The organism is Bacteroidota bacterium (assembly GCA_018266835.1).
Taxonomy (GTDB): domain Bacteria; phylum Bacteroidota; class Ignavibacteria; order Tepidaquicellales; family Tepidaquicellaceae; genus JAFDZO01.
Genome location: JAFDZP010000002.1, coordinates 422,884 through 440,349, shown reverse-complemented (window position 1 = coordinate 440,349; position 17,466 = coordinate 422,884). Strand labels below are relative to the sequence as shown.

19 protein-coding genes and 1 other RNA gene are annotated in these 17,466 nt (G+C 35.0%); 9 read left to right on the top strand and 11 right to left on the bottom strand.

Annotation, left to right across the window (positions count from 1 at the left end; translation table 11 throughout):
- Positions 1 to 111: 111 nt before the first annotated feature.
- Complete coding sequence (locus JST55_03790; GenBank protein MBS1492604.1) at positions 112 to 1,167, bottom strand: D-alanine--D-alanine ligase; 1,056 nt, start codon at positions 1,165 to 1,167, stop codon at positions 112 to 114.
- Positions 1,168 to 1,224: 57 nt separating this feature from the next.
- Positions 1,225 to 2,928, bottom strand: a complete 1,704-nt coding sequence (locus JST55_03785) for a hypothetical protein (GenBank protein MBS1492603.1) — start codon at positions 2,926 to 2,928, stop codon at positions 1,225 to 1,227.
- 490 nt (positions 2,929 to 3,418) lie between these two features.
- On the opposite strand from JST55_03785, the gene JST55_03780 reads away from it, so the two are divergent.
- Entirely contained in the window at positions 3,419 to 4,249 is an 831-nt protein-coding gene (locus tag JST55_03780) for a PHP domain-containing protein (protein MBS1492602.1), read from the top strand.
- A gap of 15 nt (positions 4,250 to 4,264) precedes the next feature.
- Positions 4,265 to 4,708 carry a 6,7-dimethyl-8-ribityllumazine synthase gene (locus tag JST55_03775; protein MBS1492601.1) on the top strand — a complete coding sequence of 148 codons (444 nt, stop codon included), beginning with the start codon at positions 4,265 to 4,267 and terminating at the stop codon, positions 4,706 to 4,708.
- 1 nt (position 4,709) lies between these two features.
- Here the strand turns inward: JST55_03775 and JST55_03770 are convergent, their stop codons facing one another.
- Genes JST55_03770 through JST55_03755 form a run of 4 tightly spaced genes read right to left on the bottom strand, consistent with a single transcriptional unit; the run spans position 4,710 to position 7,184 of the window.
- Positions 4,710 to 5,480: an inositol monophosphatase gene (locus JST55_03770; protein ID MBS1492600.1), complete on the bottom strand. Its 771-nt coding sequence runs from the start codon at positions 5,478 to 5,480 to the stop codon at positions 4,710 to 4,712.
- A 30-nt stretch (positions 5,481 to 5,510) separates the two neighbouring features.
- A complete protein-coding gene (locus tag JST55_03765) occupies positions 5,511 to 6,296 on the bottom strand; it encodes an MBL fold metallo-hydrolase (protein ID MBS1492599.1) in 786 nt (261 codons plus the stop codon).
- A gap of 45 nt (positions 6,297 to 6,341) precedes the next feature.
- Positions 6,342 to 6,641 (bottom strand): hypothetical protein, encoded by a 300-nt coding sequence (locus tag JST55_03760; GenBank protein MBS1492598.1) that lies wholly within the window; start codon positions 6,639 to 6,641, stop codon positions 6,342 to 6,344.
- A gap of 12 nt (positions 6,642 to 6,653) precedes the next feature.
- Positions 6,654 to 7,184, bottom strand: a complete 531-nt coding sequence (locus JST55_03755; GenBank protein MBS1492597.1) for a hypothetical protein — start codon at positions 7,182 to 7,184, stop codon at positions 6,654 to 6,656.
- Here JST55_03755 and JST55_03750 point away from each other — a divergent pair.
- Positions 7,177 to 7,314, top strand: a complete 138-nt coding sequence (locus JST55_03750; protein ID MBS1492596.1) for a hypothetical protein — start codon at positions 7,177 to 7,179, stop codon at positions 7,312 to 7,314. The genes JST55_03755 and JST55_03750 overlap by 8 nt on opposite strands.
- Positions 7,315 to 7,337: 23 nt before the next feature.
- Here JST55_03750 and JST55_03745 read toward each other — a convergent pair whose 3' ends face one another.
- Positions 7,338 to 7,526 (bottom strand): 2-oxoisovalerate dehydrogenase, encoded by a 189-nt coding sequence (locus tag JST55_03745; GenBank protein MBS1492595.1) that lies wholly within the window; start codon positions 7,524 to 7,526, stop codon positions 7,338 to 7,340.
- A 106-nt stretch (positions 7,527 to 7,632) separates the two neighbouring features.
- On the opposite strand from JST55_03745, the gene apbC reads away from it, so the two are divergent.
- The 3 genes from apbC to JST55_03730 are packed head-to-tail and all read left to right on the top strand — an operon-like array spanning position 7,633 to position 9,402.
- The gene (gene apbC, locus JST55_03740; protein ID MBS1492594.1) at positions 7,633 to 8,721 is read left to right on the top strand and encodes an iron-sulfur cluster carrier protein ApbC; all 1,089 of its coding nucleotides are present in this window, start codon (positions 7,633 to 7,635) and stop codon (positions 8,719 to 8,721) included.
- Positions 8,722 to 8,725: 4 nt separating this feature from the next.
- A complete protein-coding gene (locus tag JST55_03735; GenBank protein ID MBS1492593.1) occupies positions 8,726 to 9,145 on the top strand; it encodes a DUF4878 domain-containing protein in 420 nt (139 codons plus the stop codon).
- Between the two features lie 23 nt (positions 9,146 to 9,168).
- On the top strand, positions 9,169 to 9,402 hold the full coding sequence (locus tag JST55_03730; protein MBS1492592.1) for a NifU family protein: 234 nt from the start codon (positions 9,169 to 9,171) through the stop codon (positions 9,400 to 9,402).
- Between the two features lie 3 nt (positions 9,403 to 9,405).
- Here the strand turns inward: JST55_03730 and JST55_03725 are convergent, their stop codons facing one another.
- Entirely contained in the window at positions 9,406 to 10,068 is a 663-nt protein-coding gene (locus JST55_03725; GenBank protein ID MBS1492591.1) for an NTP transferase domain-containing protein, read from the bottom strand.
- A gap of 108 nt (positions 10,069 to 10,176) precedes the next feature.
- Here JST55_03725 and nadA point away from each other — a divergent pair, with 108 nt between their 5' ends.
- Both nadA and rnpB read left to right on the top strand, forming a co-directional pair.
- On the top strand, positions 10,177 to 11,154 hold the full coding sequence (gene nadA / locus JST55_03720) for a quinolinate synthase NadA (GenBank protein ID MBS1492590.1): 978 nt from the start codon (positions 10,177 to 10,179) through the stop codon (positions 11,152 to 11,154).
- A 92-nt stretch (positions 11,155 to 11,246) separates the two neighbouring features.
- Positions 11,247 to 11,638: RNase P RNA component class A (gene rnpB, locus JST55_03715), an RNA gene on the top strand.
- On the opposite strand, the gene JST55_03710 is transcribed toward rnpB, so the two are convergent.
- The 3 genes from JST55_03710 to JST55_03700 are packed head-to-tail and all read right to left on the bottom strand — an operon-like array spanning position 11,638 to position 13,573.
- Complete coding sequence (locus tag JST55_03710) at positions 11,638 to 12,069, bottom strand: ribonuclease HI family protein (GenBank protein MBS1492589.1); 432 nt, start codon at positions 12,067 to 12,069, stop codon at positions 11,638 to 11,640. The genes rnpB and JST55_03710 overlap by 1 nt on opposite strands.
- 23 nt (positions 12,070 to 12,092) lie before the next feature.
- Entirely contained in the window at positions 12,093 to 12,950 is an 858-nt protein-coding gene (locus JST55_03705; GenBank protein ID MBS1492588.1) for a hypothetical protein, read from the bottom strand.
- 11 nt (positions 12,951 to 12,961) lie between these two features.
- Positions 12,962 to 13,573: a hypothetical protein gene (locus JST55_03700; protein MBS1492587.1), complete on the bottom strand. Its 612-nt coding sequence runs from the start codon at positions 13,571 to 13,573 to the stop codon at positions 12,962 to 12,964.
- A gap of 443 nt (positions 13,574 to 14,016) precedes the next feature.
- Here JST55_03700 and uvrA point away from each other — a divergent pair, with 443 nt between their 5' ends.
- A complete protein-coding gene (gene uvrA, locus JST55_03695) occupies positions 14,017 to 16,878 on the top strand; it encodes an excinuclease ABC subunit UvrA (protein MBS1492586.1) in 2,862 nt (953 codons plus the stop codon).
- Positions 16,879 to 17,466: the final 588 nt, after the last annotated feature.

Sequence of the window (17,466 nt, the reverse complement as noted above, 5' to 3'; positions counted from 1 at the left end):
CTAAGGGGAGGGACAGGGAGGGGTTAATGAGAACTTGCAAACAAAATTTGCTCTTACCTTTAACCGCCCCCTTAATCCCCCTCCTTAGTAAGGAGGGGGAAACTTTTGTTTCTAATACTTCTCCACCGATAACTTTATCAGCTTATCAATCAATTGTGTAAACTCCATTCCCTTTGCCTTCGCAGATTTCGGGACTAACGAAGTCTCTGTCATGCCCGGCAATGTATTTACTTCTAAGCAATAAAACTCTTTATCGTAATTCGATTGCAGAAAGTCCACTCTCGAATATACCTTGCAGCCAAGCGCTCTGTGAGCAGTCAGCGCAAGATGCTGAATTCTTTTCGTTTCGGATTCTGTTAATTCTGCCGGACAGAAATATTCCGTCATGCCTTTCGTGTACTTATGCTCGTAATCGTAGATTCCGTTCTTAGGTCTTATTTCAACTACAGGATATGCTTCATCTCCTAAGATGCTAACCGTTAACTCTTTACCCTCGACATATTTTTCAAAAAGAACTTTATCTGAGTAGTTAAATGCTAACTGAACTGCTATAGAATATGCTTCGTAATCGTTTTCGTTCTTTAAAATTGTTATGCCAACACTGCTGCCGTCATCATCTGGTTTAACTACGATAGGAAAACCTAATTGTTTAATAATCTTCTTTAAAAATTCCTCGCTAAGCGCTTCTTCCTCTGAAAGTGAGAACATCCATCGCGGAGTTGGGATATTATTATTGCTGAAAATTATTTTCGCGACTTCCTTATTAAATGCCAGCGCAGATGCAAAATAATCGGAACCCGTATATTTAATGTGACGCAAATCCAACAGCGACTGTATCTTTCCGTCCTCACCGAACTTTCCGTGAAGTCCTAAGAAAACAAAATCTGTATCATTAAACAAATCAGAGTTAAAGCATCGTAAAATATTTCTATCGGCTGTTCGTCTTATTTCAAGAAGTTTTTCAGCTGAAGGATATTCACCGCTGACCTTATCTTCAAAAATTTTTTCTTCGCTTACAGATTCATCGCCATAGACGGGGTCAATAACTTTTACATTATGACCGAGTTCTCTTAAAGATTTTAATATACTTCTGCTTGAAGAGAGGGCAACATCGCGCTCGGCAGATGGTCCTCCCGTTATAAGAATTATGTTCAATATTTCGGATATAAAAGATTGAATTTACTTAAAAATAATCAATAATTAAATGAAGAAAGAGGGGGAAGTTTATAAATCTATTTTAATATCATTATTTTTCCAAAACTCTCCTAAAATAGGTGTGTATGTTACTTTTACTTTCTTTTTTAACTTATCAACCTCTCTGATGAAAATAGAATTAAAATCAGCCAATTCCGAATCATCCGTTTTTAAATATTTAATATAAATTTTTAAGTAATCCAAAAAATTAAATCTTTTTTTCTTAAATAACTCAAAATATTTAATAAATGTATTAATATTGATAAGAATTAAATTTTTTACTTCGATTTTATTGAAGTTTATTTTTGCAATCTCTTTCATAAAAATTGAATTTAAATGATAATTTATACCATTGCAATCTAATGCTTTATCTGTATAAATTATTACAGGATATACAAAAACTTTATTAAATTTATTTAAAATGTTATCAATAGGAACTTCTCTGGAGTTTCCTGAATCTATTTTTTTTAAAACATTCACTATTTGTGTTACGCCACTGTCTTCTACAAGTATTTTATTTATATATTCAATTATTGACGGTGGATCAAAAGAATTTTTGATTTGTTCACTTACCAGAATGTCTTTGCATTCAATCAAAATTAAATTGTTAAAACTATCTAAGTAATAATCTGAACACTCAAAATCATTATAAGCAGTACTTTTATTAACATTAAATTTTCCACGAAAACAATTTAATAGTAAATATCTTAATAAATACTCTTCAATAAAATGTTTGGAATAATATTGCTGTTTAAATTTAGGTAAAGATATGCTTTTTTTGGTTTCTTTATAAATTTTGTGAAAATCAAACAGTATACTATGGAATAACTTATCTTGGAATAATTTAAAATTTAAAAAAGCAAAAGTATGTTGAGTTAATCTAAAAACCGGAAAATTTCTTAATATTTTGAAATCATCATCATCATATTTGTAATCTTTTAAATCTATCAACCGTACATCTAAATTAGCCATAAAATTAATTTCTTTTTCTAGATCGGTAGCAAAAGTTATTATATAGGTTGCTTTGTCTTGACTTACATATTTATCTAAATTGGTTTGAGACATATTAATACTATTAACTACTTTCATATATTCGGGCCAAGTCGAAAATCCTTTTGATTTTAAAAATAGAGGAATAAAATCTTTTAAGCTTGACTCACTTAAATATTTAAAGAAAAAAATTCCTTTGAAGAACTGACAATATGAATCTAACACATCAGAATTTACTAATTCAATTTGTGGGAAAAGCATTGTAACATAACCAAATATTAATTTGTTTATTCTACTTTTGTCTTCTAGCTTTTCTACAGTCTGGTTCATTTTCTCATTATAAGTTTCATTAATGTATAAATATGCTTTAAATAAGTTTCTTAAGATCTTTTTTGTAATTTTCAATTTTTTCTTTTCGTTTCCTTTGAAAATTGCATATTGTTGAATTTTAAGATTTGCTATAGGAGTAAAAATGATTGCATCGATTTTCTCATCTTTCCGAATTTTATTTATGACTCGAGAATATTTTTTTAACAACCTTTTTTGTTTAAAAAAAAGTGTTATTAGTGTATCATTATTTATATCAAAACTATTTTCTCTATAAAGCAATCTATATCCTAAGGAAGCTGTAAATTGAAGAAGATATGCCTTAGGTATATTTTTTAAAAATACATCAAGAGATGCTCTTTTATAATTTCTACAAAATTTGAAATCTGAATATGTAATAAATCTAAGAAGTTTCATGTCAATAACTATTCTACTAATTTACGAATAAATATTTAAAATAATTTATAAAATTTGACCCATACCTACTAATAGGTAAACCACACTTCCGTTTTATCTTCAATTGATGTAAATTATATATGGTGAATTGCCACGGCTTTCAAGCCGTGGACTAAAAACAATTTATGTTTTCCCCCTCCTTACGAAGGAGGGGGGTAGGGGTGGTTGCCTGAATAAAATGTGATTCGCCTTGGCGAATTATTTTGTATACAGCAGACCTGACAGGATTGAAAACCTGTCAGGCCTGGATACGATTTCTTATTTTGCAGAAACCCGACTTTTTCCCGACTTTTTTCAAATTAAAAATAAGAATTACTGTTTTTACAATAACGGAGAAATAAGAGGCCGACCAAAACCCGACTATTTAAATATGAAATTTGAAATTCAAAAAACCCGACTATTTTCCGACTTTAATCACAATCAAGTTTCAGTTATGTTGTACATTTGATAAATGAAGGTAGATCTACACTTACATACTTACTACTCCGACGGCTTCTTCTCGCCTTTTGAAATAGTTAAGAAAATCCAGAAAACGGGTACTAAGATAATAAGCATCACTGACCACGATAATATTGGGGGACTGAAGGAGGCTATCCGCACGGGACTGAAAGAGGACATCGAAGTCATCCCCGGAGTTGAAATAAGCGGCGAATACATGAATCGCGAAATGCACATCCTCGGATATTTCATTGACCCTAATGCTCCCGTTATGAAAGAGCTTCTGACCGAAATTCAGGAAGAGCGCATCTTGCGCATAAAGAAAATCATAACAAAGCTCAATGAGCTTGGCAGCACGATTACCTATGATGACGCAAAAGAAGATCTGAAGACTACGGTTTCAATCGGTCGTCCTCACATTGCAAATGCACTTGTGAAGCAGGGATTTGTAAAAAGCTTCTTTGATGCTTTTTCAAAATACATAGGCGATGATAAAGTTGCCGATGTGAAAAAAGTAAGACCAAACTACGACAGAGTTTTTAAAGTAATAAAAGAAGCAGGGGGATTATCATTCCTTGCTCATCCTGCAAAATATTTTAACGAAGAAGAGATAAAGATTTTTAAATCAGCGGGACTTGACGGCATTGAAGTTATTCACCCGTCACACACTGCAACGGATACCAAAAAATATAAAGAGATTGCTTCGAAGTTTAATTTATTAACATCGGGCGGCTCTGATTTTCACGGCGGAAGAAAAAATGATGCGGGTAATATGGGAAAATATTATATCTCCGAAAAAGAGATAGATAAAATGAGAGCTATGCTCCCTAAAAAAGTAGCATAATATATAATAAACAGCATGGACTTTTCACAAAAGAAAATAGGAATTGTAATCAGCAAATATAACGAGCCGATAATTATGGCTCTGCTTAAAGGAGCAAAATCTGCTCTAATACAAAAGGGATTTGATGAAAAAAATATCGATGTGTTTTTTGTGCCCGGGGCCTATGAAATTCCTCTGATTGTAAAGAAGCTTTGCAACCTTACTAAGTACGACGGCATTGTAACTCTTGGCTGCGTGATAAAAGGCGAGACTGCTCATTTTGAATATATCTGCGAGCCGCTCTCACATACACTTATGAATTTATCCGTTGAGTTTGAAATTCCGGTTGGCTTTGGAGTGCTTACAACTCTTACTCCCCAGCAGGCTTATGAAAGAAGCCTCGAAGGAAAAGACAACAAAGGCTATGAAGCTGCTTCTGCTGTTATAGAAATATTAGAACTAAGTGAGACGATAAGTTAACTTACTTTTCGTTCTTAATAATTTTTCTCAGCTCTTCATGTATCAATCCGTTAGTTGCTAAAATTTCCTTATTGTATATTGAAAGAGGTTTGCCCTCGAAGTCGGAAAGTTTTCCGCCTGCTTCAGTCAGTATTATACATCCCGCTGCAACATCCCATGCGTTGAGATTGTATTCCCAGAATCCTTCGAAGCGTCCCATTGCAGTCCAGCATAAATCAAGCGCTGCAGAGCCGAGTCTTCTTACAGGAATATCAGCGTAAACAATACGATTGAATACTTCTGCCGGCTTATGAGGATTGCGGCTTGAGTCATAGGGGAAACCTGTTACAAGCAATGACTTTGCAAAGTTGCTTTCTTTTGATACATGAATTCGTCTGTCGTTATAGTAAGAACCCTGACCTTTTTCAGCGAAGAAGAGTTCGTTCATCATGGGATTATAAACTGCTCCCATGATAACTTCACCGTCTTTCTCGAGTCCTATAGAGATACAAGTTATCGGAATTGCATGAGCAAAGTTTATAGTTCCGTCGATCGGATCAATTATCCATTTGTAATTTGATTCCTGTGTAAGCGCCCCTATTTCCTCCGATAAAATATTATGCAGAGGGAAGTCGTTCTTTATAATTTCAATTATTTTTGCCTCTGATTTCTTATCAATCTCAGTTACAAGATTTGCAATCATATCTTTACTTTCGATTTTAAAAGAGCCTTCAAAGTTCTCTTTTAAAATCTTTCCTGCTTCTGTTATGGCTTTATGTAATGTATTTTTCATAGGTAAAATGTCGTAATGTTAAATTTCACATTATAAGTTGAATGATAAGCCGTCGTAACCAAGTTGTATTTCCGGCGGTAGAGTTTTATTTGTTTCTTCGTGAGCCATATCGTGAGTGATATGTGTAAAATATGTCTGCTTCGGTTTTAATCTTCTAGCGACTTCAACTGCCTGCTCAAGATTAAAATGCGTAGGATGCGGTCTGTGTCTTAATGCATTAAGCACGAGTACATCAAGATTTTGCAGCTTGGCAAATTCAGATTCAGGAATCATGCTTGCGTCAGTTATGTAAGCAAAGTTACCGATTCTGTATCCGTATATAGGAAGATTACCGTGGTAAAATTCTATAGGAATAATTTCCAGTCCGTTAATCTTGAAAGGATTTAAATCAATATAGTTAAAATTTATAAGCGGGACTGAGTTGTGCCTTTGTAATCTTTCATCGAGTACATATCTGAATGTTGTTTTTATTTCATCAAGAGTAAGCTTGTTGCCGTAGATATCAATCTTCTTTTTCTTCTGCTGATTGATTTGGCGTAAGTCATCCATTCCCCCTATGTGGTCAATGTGATGATGAGTAAATAAAACAACATCAACATCATCAAACTTATTTGTAAGCATTTGTTGACGGAAGTCCGAGGAAGTATCAATTAAAATTTTGAGAGTGTCGTTGTTAATTCCGTATCCGGGGACTTCAATGTAAGCTGAAACTCGTAAGCGTTTATCTTTGGGATTTGATGAGTGGCATGTTGCGCAGGGGCAGCCTATTACCGGTATTCCTTGTGATGTGCCTGTGCCGAGCAGTGTAACTTTCATAGTAAATTATTCATGTATAATTAATCCTCTGTGTATTAATCTTCTTTAACCTTCTTCGGTTGAAGCATTTTCAATCAGCTCTCTAAGGTTTGGTTTTATAAAAATATCTTCAACACCTATTTCAGCGATGTTGCTTGCAAGGATGCTGATTTTCTTATCCTGTTCAAGGTCTTTCTTCAAGAGGAAAATCTTCTCTTCTCTTAATAAGCAAAATCCGCCCTTGAAAGTTCCTTTTTCAATACGGACTCTGTAGCCCATATTGTTAAGAAGCTCGATGAGTTCATTTATGGTTACGTCTTTTTTCTCGTCTGTTTTTTTTACGGGTTGTTTTTTTATGAGTGACATTTGTACTGTAGATTATTTTTCATCAATTATCAAATCATCTTCCTCGTGGAAAATATATTTGTAGGAGTGTTCTTTGGCTTTATTTTTTTCGTATTCAAGCTGCTCGCGTGATTTTTTCAGCGGCTGAAAAATTGTAATGCCTATAATAGTATAGTAAGATAGAACTGCAATCCACGGAACGCCTTTTAAAAATCCTATACGCGCACCGAATAACTTTAAAAGTATATCGTGATTTGGCGGTCTGGTGTTGAATAATAAAATGAATTTTAAATCAAGATATGAAGTGTAAAGCTCAACAGGAACGAATGCAAAAAACAAAATGCAGCTCATCAATAGCCATGGATTTTCTTTAAGCTTTATCTTGCAGTTTTTTATAAAGACAATTGCAGCAAGCAGAGCTATCGGATAAAAAATCATGATAGTCAGTGAGCAGTTTGCAATTGCCTGGAAGATCTGATTCTCTTCATCAGGGGGAATGCTTGTTCTGAAATTGAACTCGTCGTAATTCAAAAGCTGATTGCCAATGAAGAATCGAATGTTCACTGCTCCCAGCCAGAAAATGGCTGCGATGACAAGAACTAATAAAGCTATTTTAGATGTTTTATTCAGCAAGTATGATGTAAAAGGTAAATTTAGTGAAAATGAAGTTCTTAAGAAATGGAAAAGAGTTTAGAATTATGAATGATGAATTCAGAATTATGAATGGAAAACTACTTTGTGGGAAAAATTTGGATTATCAAAATGACAATGTACGGCTTCTTTAATATTAGATTTTAATTTCTCAATGGACTCAGCTTCAGTAAATATTGATTCACCAATGGCTTTTGCTTCATATCCACCTTCTAAAGATTCTTCAACCAGGAATATAATTTCATTTGCTTTCATAAATATAAGATAAAGAAAAATTATTAAATTTTCAGTTAATATGTGCTTACGAATTCCATTTAATAACTTAACAGATATTCTTACTTTGATAGTTCAACAAAAAATAATGATAACAGAACAAAACATAAAAAGCATATTAGCTGCTATTAACGAACCTTTTCTTAAAAAAGATTACATCACTTTAGGATTTTATAAAGGCATCTCAATTAACGGAAAGAACTTAATTGTAAATTTAGGAATATCCGATCCGCTGAATAAAAATCTTGAATCTGTAAAAACTCAGATATCAAATGCAATCAAATCTGCATTCAGTGAAATAGAAAATGTAACGGTAAATTTTTCACTTGGAATTACAAATCATCGCAACGATAAAAAAGCATCCATTCTTCCCAATATAAAAAATACTATTGCCGTTGCTTCAGGTAAAGGCGGAGTAGGGAAATCAACAGTTGCAGTAAATCTTGCAGTTGCTCTTGCACAAAAAGGTGCGAAGGTGGGATTAATTGATGCCGATATTTACGGTCCTTCAATTCCTCTTATGTTTGGAACAAAAGAGAAGCCATACTTAGTTAAAGAAGGTGAGAAGAATAAAATGCTTCCTGTTGATGCTCATGGAGTGAAACTTATGTCAATCGGATTTTTAATGGAAGAGGGAACTGCTGTTGTTTGGCGTGGACCTATGGCTTCAAGCGCGCTTCGTCAGTTTATGACGGAAGTTGTTTGGGGTGAGCTTGATTATTTATTATTCGATATGCCTCCGGGAACAGGTGATATTCAGCTGACATTAAGCCAAACGATTCCACTTACGGGGGCAGTGATGGTTACAACTCCGCAGGATATTTCTCTTGCAGATGCGCGCAAAGGATATGTTATGTTTGAAAAAGTAAACGTTCCCACATTGGGAATAATAGAAAACATGAGCTACTTTAAACACGCAGACGGAAAGAAGGAATTTATATTCGGAGAAGGCGGCGGTAAAAAAATGAGTGATGAATATAAGATTCCTTTGCTTGGAGAAATTCCAATTAACACAGCAATAAGAGAAGGCGGTGATGCAGGAGTTCCGATTGTATTAAAATCACCTGATTCTGAAACGGCAAAAATTTATAATGACATCGCTTCAAAGCTTGTATTAGAAGTAAATATGTTCAACGCTAAAGAAAGCGAAATGCCAGAACTTGAAATCAATATTTAAAGATATGAAATACTTATTAGTACTTATTGGATTTGCAATGTTATTAAGTGGCTGCGGAAACTCCGGCGGCTCAGATTCTCCGGCTAACTCAATAAAAGATTTTGTGAAGGCTGTCAAAGAAGGAAGCACAGAGAAAGCGTGGAATTATCTTTCGGCTGAATCTCAAAAACAATTTGAGACTACTGCAAAGGCAAGAAACATTTCAGGGAAGGAAGCATTTATAAACGATTTCAAAAATCCGAAGTCACTCGGAAATCTATATGAAGATTTTGACGTTGTAAATGAGAAGAAGGAAGGCGATAACGCTCAGGTCTCTTTGAAATTTACATCAGGTAAAACTTTCGAAGTTTACTCGATAAAAGAAGGCGCATGGAAGTATGACTTGGTTCGAACAAATAAGGAAATGATGAAGTTAGTTGAATAATTTTTAAAGTTATAATTTACAAAATGGAAATCAATCTGGCACAAATTGAAGAAGTACTAAAACGAATAAGACCTTACCTGCAAATTGACGGAGGCGATGTTGAAGTTGTGAATATTAAAGATGAGAGTATAGTTGAATTGCGCTTGCTCGGCTCATGTCTCGGCTGCCCTATGAGTCAGATGACTCTGCGCGCAGGAGTTGAACGTGTACTTATGAAAGAATTACCATGGGTGAAACGTGTTGAGCAGGTTGTATAAATTTTATACTAAATTTTCCGGCTTACCTATATCTTTAAACTCTGCATTACCGACATTAAAACCTTTAATCGTCAATCTTTTATTAACTGACTCAATATAAATATCTATTATATCCTTAAACTCCGGTTTGTATCCGAGTTTAAAAATTTTATTTGATATTACTTGCGTTCCATTGAATGCATATTTATTATCATCCTGTGAATTTTCATCTGCTCTTCCCTTCAGATGCATTCTGTTATCAAAGCTCAGATACCTTGAAGTTTTTCTGTTTTGCACGGCTAAGACTGCAAGATGACTGATTGAATAATTCTTTGTAAACTTCCTTAAATCAATTCCGGTAATTATGTCCGAATTAGTAACAAGAAAAAATGACTCATCTTTCAAATATTTTTCGGCATTTATAATCCCTCCGCCTGTTCCGAGAATTTCCTCTTCTATAGATAAATTTATTTTAACGCCAAACTTATTATAGTTAAAAAATTCAATCATCTTATCTTTAAGGTGATGAACATTCACAATAATCTCACTGATCCCAAAAGTTCTAAGCTTTTCAATCTGGTGAACAATAAGAGGTTTACCTTTGTATGGTATTAACGGTTTTGGAGTTGTATCGGTTAGCGGTTTTAGTCTTGTGCCTAGTCCTGCCGAGAGTATCAATGCCTTCATAATATAATTTAAATTAATACTGATTTAAATTTAAGGGAATTAATTTTAATCAATTGATCAATTGTATTATATATAAATTTTATTCTATGTAAATTTGTTCTTACAATTATGATAGAAACAAATAATAAATTAGAAATTGAAGGCATTCAATCGATTGATTTGAATATCGATTTAGTCGCTGAGATAAAAGCGCTGAAGAAAAAAATGAATGCAGTCATCCTCGCGCATTATTATCAGGATGATGATATACAGGACCTTGCTGATTACATTGGTGATAGTCTCCAGCTTGCACAGGCTGCAGAGAAAACCGATGCAGATGTGATTGTATTTGCTGGGGTGCATTTCATGGCTGAGACGGCAAAGATTTTAAATCCCAACAAACTTGTTTTGCTTCCTGATTTAAACGCAGGCTGCTCGCTTGCAGAAGGATGCCCTGCGCCTTTACTACAGAAATTCAAGGACAAATATCCTGACCATATATTAATTTCATACATAAACTGTTCAGCGGAAGTGAAGGCAATATCAGATATAATATGCACTTCATCTAACGCAGTTAAAATTGTTGAACAGATACCGAAGGAGCAGGGAATTATCTTCGCTCCCGATAGAAATCTCGGCCGCTACATAATGAAGCAGACGGGAAGAGAAATGAAGTTATGGCAGGGAGCATGTATCGTGCACGAGACTTTCAGCGATAGAAAAATTACTAAGCTGAAATTTGAAAATCCGAACGCAAAAATAATAGCTCACCCTGAATGTGAAGATACGATTTTAAAACATGCAGATTTTATAGGCTCAACAAGCGCATTACTTAATTATGTAATACAGGATTCAGGCAATGAATTTATTGTTGCAACAGAGCCCGGAATAATTCACCAGATGGAATTAAAAGCGCCGGGCAAAAAATATATTCCTGCGCCGCCTGAAAACAGCTGTAACTGCAATGAATGCCCTTATATGAAACTGAACACGCTTGAAAAATTATATTTATGTATGAAAGGTAGGAAGCCTGAGATAACAATGAGTGAGGGTTTGATGAGAAAAGCCCTAACTCCATTAAAACGAATGCTTGAAATGAGCAGGTAGTAAAAAGTAGCAGGTAACAAGTATAAAGTAATAAGTGAAAGAAAAAATAATTTTAATTCTATAACGTTCTTTAAAATTTTCGAAAATTTTTCTCCTCTATTTTAGACAATCGCGCATACTTTGTATTCTTACAGAGAAGTGAGGAAAGTCCGGACTCCATGAGAGCGCGGATGCCCGGAGAAAGTCCGGGGTAAAACTTACGTAAGTATTTTTTACAGGAAGTGTTACAGAAAAGAAGACCGCCCTGAGTTTATCTCAAGGTAAGGGTGAAACGGCAGGGTAAGAGCTGCCATCCGGCGGGCAATTGTCGGATTGACAAACTCATCCGGAGCAAGGCCAAGTATAGGAAGCATAAACAGCGCTCGTTTAAATTGCTTCCGGGGTAGGCCGCAAAAAATTATTACAGTAATGTTTTAATTAAGATAAATGATTGTCACTCGCCAGTGTGCGTTTACAGAATCCGGCTTATTAAATAGGGGAGATTTATTTTTGTGATTCGGCTAGCATGCCTTCGCGTGTTGCTTCGTTCGCAAGCTTATCGGCAATAGCATTCTGCTCACGCGGAATGTATGTGATTGAATGTTTCTTTCCCAGTTTGTTTATTCCTTCCCAGAAGTTCATAGCATTTCTCATAAGATACTTATCCTTAATTTTATATTTACCTGTTAACTGGCTTACCATTAATAAACTATCGGAGTAAAATTCTACGAAGTCGTAATCTGCATTTAGATTTTTGAGCAGTGTTAATGATTTGAGCAGGGCAGTGTACTCGCCCTGATTGTTTGTTGCTTTGCCTATGTATTCTTTGTGTGTGAGGAGGATTTCGTCGGATTCGTCTTTGATAACAATTCCGAGACCCGAAGGTCCCGGATTGCCTTTAGCTGTAGCGTCTGTAAAAACTTTTATTTTTTTCACCAATACTTAATTGTTAATAATGATTAAGCGTCGATGTTGTTTTTAAGAACTTCTTCGGAAATTAAAATTCTTCCGCATGATTCGCATGTGTAAACTTTTTCCGCAGTCGCTATTTCAATAACTTTTTGCGGAGGAATAGAGTTATAACATCCTGTGCAGTTACCTTTTCTTACAATAGCGATTACTTCGCCTTTGAACATCTTTTTTAATCTTGTGTACAATGCCTTATCTTCTGCGTTAAGATTTTTCAGAAGCACATTGTAATCTTTTTTCATTTCATCTTCTTCGGATTTGTAGTTCTCATCAAGCTCATGTAAAACTTCTTCTTTCTCCGTTAAATCAGTTTTCATTCCTTCAACTCTTGATGTAAGTTCGTTAGTTGCATCTACTTCGTTCTTAATTTCATTCGTAATATCTTTCATTTTTTTCTCGAAGCCTTCCATTTCCTCTAGTCCGGCATCGATTGTTTTCATTATGTCATCGTAATCTTTGTTGTTCTTTGCTGAGAATTTCTGCTCTTCGTACTTTGTGATGCGTTCTTCGGTTTTCTTGTTGCTTGCGGTGAGTTTATCTTTGGTGGTGTTTAGATCGATGACACGTTTTTGTCTGTCCGAAACTTCCTTTTCAATTGAAGCAATTTTCTCCTTCAGATTTTTAATAACTTCGGGAAGATCGCCTTTCTCTTCTTCAATTTCAAAAAGCTCTTTATCGATTTTTGAAAGCTTGTAGAAGGTCATAAGCTTTTCTGTCACTTTAGGTTTTTTTACATCTGAATCTTCTTCGAAGTATTCAAGTATTACCGATGGAGTTGTATCGGCGGAAGCTTCGTCGTTCAAGCCGCCGTCTTCGTTCATCTCGTTTTTGTTTACTAAATCTGACATGATATGTTTTATTATTTTAATTTTAGTTTTATAAACTCACCGGCAGATATTACTGCATCTGCATTTAAGTTATGTGGTTCATTGCCTGTGGTGATAAGCAAAGTTAAAACTTTTTTCTTGTTTTCGAAACTCTTTATATTCTTATTAATTCTTTTAAATAAGTCTTCAGCGGTAATTGATTTCTTCAGAGTGATCAGCATCGATTCGGGAATCTTACTTCTGAACTTTATCTGAGTAATATCATAGTCAGGTTCCTCATACGGATGAAATTCATAAATCGCATCAATCACGTTATCTAAATTTTCATCTTCACATCTCATTTCAAGCTTTACTTCTTCAACAAAGTTAATCCTATTTTTATTCCCGGAAAAAGGATTTGCTTTTTTTGCCGGCTTGAAAGTACCTGCTCCGTTAATTCTGAAAGAACAATGTTCGTAATTGCCAATAATTCCCGCTCCTGCATTTGACATCTCAAACGCAAGTTTATCAAGGAATTTCAGGGGAATTTTTACGGTAATTTTATTTGTTGTTTTGTATTTGTATCCGGATATCTTTGCTTCTTTTATTTCATCTGCTCTGAAAAACTTTTTTACATAGTTCCTTAATACAATTTCTTTTTTCATTAAAACGAAGAGATGATAAACTTATTACAAATTAATTTTTAATAAAAAGGGAGCAAAAAAAAAGTGTCGCTTTTCGGGCGGACACTTTTCTAAAATTTTAACAGGTTATGAAATATGTAATTCGTTTAACCATTGTGAGTAAAATTACTTATGAAGTGCTTTAAAAACAAGGTAAATAGTTGTTATTAGCATAACACAGGTTTAATATTGAATTAATTTATTCCCGCCGCTGTTCTTAAGTTAGAACACAGATAAACATGATAGCTATGAATACACTGATTAGTTCATTTTTTCATCTGTGTAATCATAAAAAATCATAATTATCTGTGTTCTAATAAAATAATCTCAAAGTAGGAGAAGAATTTATTTTGCAATTGTAACCTTAATAAATTAAGTGTATTTTTGATGTTCACCATTTTGATTAGTTCTTATACTTATATTTAATGTCAGAGTCTCATTTAGATAAAATAGTTATAAAGGGCGCGCGCGTCCACAATTTAAAAAATATAGATTTAGAAATTCCCCGCGATAGTCTCGTTGTATTCACGGGACTTTCAGGCTCGGGAAAATCTTCTCTTGCCTTCGATACAATTTACGCTGAAGGCCAGCGCAGATTTATGGAAACACTTTCTGCTTATGCGCGTCAGTTCATCGGCGGAATCGAACGTCCCGATGTTGATAAAATCGAAGGACTTTCCCCTGCAATCTCCATCGAGCAAAAAACTATCTCGCAGAATCCGCGCTCAACCGTAGGTACTGTTACTGAGATATATGATTTCCTTCGTCTTCTTTATGCAAGATGCGGAACGCAATACTCTCCTGATACAGGTAAAGCAGTAGTCCGCCAGACATTAGACCAGATAATTGAAAGAGTTTTTGAATTAAAAGACGGAACAAAAATTTCCATTCTTGCTCCCGTTGTTAAAGGAAGAAAAGGACATTACCGCGAACTCTTCGAGGAGATTTCAAAAGAAGGATTTACCAAAGTTAGAATAGATGGCGAGATAAAAGACATCGTTCCGAAGATGCAGATAGAAAGATTTAAAATTCACGATATTGAAATTGTAATTGATAGAGTTGTTGTTAACGAAAAATCCAAAACAAGAATTTACGAATCACTTGAAACAGGTCTTCGTCACGGTGAAGGAGTTGTAATTGTAAACGACGGAAAGAACGACAGATTTTTTAACGAGAAGTTATCTGATCCTGAAACGGGCAGAAGCTTTTCTGAGCCTGCGCCTAATTCATTTTCGTTTAACTCGCCTTACGGATGGTGCGTAGATTGCTACGGACTCGGTGAGAAAAAGGAGCTAGATGTAGAGAAAATATTCCCTGATGATGAGTTGACAGTGAATGCAGGCGGTATTGCTCCACTTGGAAAGCCAAAGCCGACATGGATTTTTTCTATTGTTAAAGGTTTGTTTGAATTAAACGGCGCTGACTTCGATACTCCGGTTAGCAAGCTTTCTAAAGATTTGAAAGCAAGTCTTCTTGCAGGCACGAAAGATAAAATAAAATATCTTCATACCGATTCGAACGGAAAGACAAATTCATACTCGCATAAATTCAACGGACTTATAAATTATATTCAGCACTTTGCAAACGATTCTACATCGGAGCATATCCGCAACTGGGCTGAAAGCTTTATGACGACCTCCAAATGTAAAACATGCGGCGGTGGAAGACTGAAGGAAGATTCTTTATGGGTAAAAATAGATAATAAAAATATTCACGATATTACAACAATGTCGATTGCAGATTCACGCGCATACTTTGATGTTGTGAAGCTTGATGAAAGAAAGATGATCGTTGCAACGCAGATATTAAAAGAAATAAAATCACGTCTGGATTTTTTACTGAATGTAGGACTTGAATATTTAACATTGGATAGAAGCGCAAAAACTTTATCGGGCGGCGAGGCGCAGAGAATTCGTCTTGCAACGCAAATAGGTTCGCAGCTTACAGGTGTATTATACATTCTTGATGAACCTTCAATCGGATTACATCAGAGAGATAATATTAAGTTGATTGATTCGTTAAAAAAATTAAGAGATATAGGTAACTCAGTTATAGTTGTTGAGCACGATAAGGAAATGATTGAGGCATCTGATTTTGTTGTTGACTTAGGTCCGAGAGCAGGTGAGCATGGCGGAGAGATAACTGCATTTGGAAGTCCGTTCAGTCTGAATGGAAATTCTATTACGGGTCAGTATTTATCCGGCAAGATGAAAATTGAAGTCCCGAAAGAAAGAAGAAAAGGAACGGGAAATTTTATAACGCTTAAAGGCGCAACGGGAAATAATTTAAAGAACGTTACGCTTAAAATTCCTTTAGGAAAATTTATCTGTGTGACGGGCGTAAGCGGTTCGGGAAAATCTTCACTGATAAACGAAACGCTGTACAGACTGCTCTCAAAGAAATTTTATAAAACACCTGAGCCGTCATTGCCTTATAAATCAATTGACGGGATGACAATACCGGGAGAAAAGTGGCCGGTGAAAGTTGTAGATAAGATAATTGAAATTGACCAGACGCCGATAGGAAGAACTCCGAGAAGCAATCCCGCAACATATACGGGACTGTTTACATTCGTGAGAGATATATTTGCATCGCTGCCTGATTCAAAAATAAGAGGATATAAGGTCGGAAGATTTTCGTTCAATGTAAAAGCAGAGAATGGCGGCGGAAGATGCGAAGCATGCGAAGGCGACGGATTGAAAAAAATTGAAATGAATTTTCTGCCAGATGTATATGTAACGTGCGATGTCTGCAACGGAAGAAGGTACAGCAAGGAAACTCTTGAAGTAAAATATAAAGGTAAGTCGATTGCCGATGTGCTTGAAATGACAGTGGAAGATGCAGTCGCATTTTTTGAACAGGTCCCTACTTTAAAAAGAAAACTGAAGACATTGTTTGATGTTGGTCTTGGATATATAAGGCTTGGCCAGCAGGCAACAACGCTTTCAGGCGGAGAAGCGCAGAGAGTAAAGCTTGCAACTGAGCTTTCTAAAGTCCAGACAGGAAGAACGGTTTATATTCTTGATGAGCCTACTACAGGGCTTCACTTTGAAGATATTAGAATGCTTCTTGATGTATTGAACAAGCTTACCGATAAAGGAAACACTGTAATTGTGATTGAACATAATCTTGATGTGATAAAATCTGCTGACTGGATAATTGATCTGGGACCCGAAGGCGGCAACGGCGGAGGACAGATAATTGCAGAAGGCACTCCGGAAGATATTGTAAAGAAATTTTTGAATGTCGGTTATACGGCGAAGTATCTGAAAGAGGAGATGAAGTAAGTTAGTTATCGGTTGTCAGTTGTTAGTCTTAGAAAATAAAAACATTCCTCGTTACGATGCTCCAGCTTCGTAACGAAATAAGCCTATACCTACTAATAGGACAAAACAATTTGCCCATCTGATTTTAAATTATTATTTTAGAGAAGTGTAAAATTGACCTGTCAGTTCGCCGTGGCGAATTAATCCTGACAGGTCTTTTGCGTTTTATGGAAATAAAATGTGACAATAATGTGACAATTTCAATTGGCAGTTAACAATTATCAATGAACAGAAAAATCCGTCAAAAATTCATCAAAATAGAAAAATTTTGAAATTTGGAACTCGTAACTTGAAATTGAATGAAAATGTGACAATAATGTTACAATTAGCTCATAATTCATAACTCGTAACTTCTAATTCATTATCTTATTTTGCAAACAAAACCCGTCAAAAATTCATCAAAATTGGAAAATTTGAAACTTTAAACTCGTAACTTGAAACTGAATGAAAATGTAACAATAATGCACTATTTAAATATTAAAAATAATTAAATTTATTTCGTTCTTTACAATAAATTAATATTGCCTTAAAATATTGATTAAATAATAT

Bases quoted from the DNA above. Each gene is read 5' to 3' on its own strand.
- JST55_03780 (MBS1492602.1), top strand. From the start codon at position 3,419: ATGAAGGTAGATCTACACTTACATACTTACTACTCCGACGGCTTCTTC.
- JST55_03700 (MBS1492587.1), bottom strand. From the start codon at position 13,573: ATGAAAAAAGAAATTGTATTAAGGAACTATGTAAAAAAGTTTTTCAGA.
- JST55_03745 (MBS1492595.1), bottom strand. From the start codon at position 7,526: ATGAAAGCAAATGAAATTATATTCCTGGTTGAAGAATCTTTAGAAGGT.
- JST55_03750 (MBS1492596.1), top strand. From the start codon at position 7,177: ATGTTCACTGCTCCCAGCCAGAAAATGGCTGCGATGACAAGAACTAAT.
- JST55_03730 (MBS1492592.1), top strand. From the start codon at position 9,169: ATGGAAATCAATCTGGCACAAATTGAAGAAGTACTAAAACGAATAAGA.
- JST55_03705 (MBS1492588.1), bottom strand. From the start codon at position 12,950: ATGTCAGATTTAGTAAACAAAAACGAGATGAACGAAGACGGCGGCTTG.
- JST55_03765 (MBS1492599.1), bottom strand. From the start codon at position 6,296: ATGAAAGTTACACTGCTCGGCACAGGCACATCACAAGGAATACCGGTA.
- JST55_03735 (MBS1492593.1), top strand. From the start codon at position 8,726: ATGAAATACTTATTAGTACTTATTGGATTTGCAATGTTATTAAGTGGC.
- apbC (MBS1492594.1), top strand. From the start codon at position 7,633: ATGATAACAGAACAAAACATAAAAAGCATATTAGCTGCTATTAACGAA.
- uvrA (MBS1492586.1), top strand. From the start codon at position 14,017: ATGTCAGAGTCTCATTTAGATAAAATAGTTATAAAGGGCGCGCGCGTC.
- nadA (MBS1492590.1), top strand. From the start codon at position 10,177: ATGATAGAAACAAATAATAAATTAGAAATTGAAGGCATTCAATCGATT.
- JST55_03785 (MBS1492603.1), bottom strand. From the start codon at position 2,928: ATGAAACTTCTTAGATTTATTACATATTCAGATTTCAAATTTTGTAGA.
- JST55_03725 (MBS1492591.1), bottom strand. From the start codon at position 10,068: ATGAAGGCATTGATACTCTCGGCAGGACTAGGCACAAGACTAAAACCG.
- JST55_03775 (MBS1492601.1), top strand. From the start codon at position 4,265: ATGGACTTTTCACAAAAGAAAATAGGAATTGTAATCAGCAAATATAAC.
- JST55_03770 (MBS1492600.1), bottom strand. From the start codon at position 5,480: ATGAAAAATACATTACATAAAGCCATAACAGAAGCAGGAAAGATTTTA.
- JST55_03760 (MBS1492598.1), bottom strand. From the start codon at position 6,641: ATGTCACTCATAAAAAAACAACCCGTAAAAAAAACAGACGAGAAAAAA.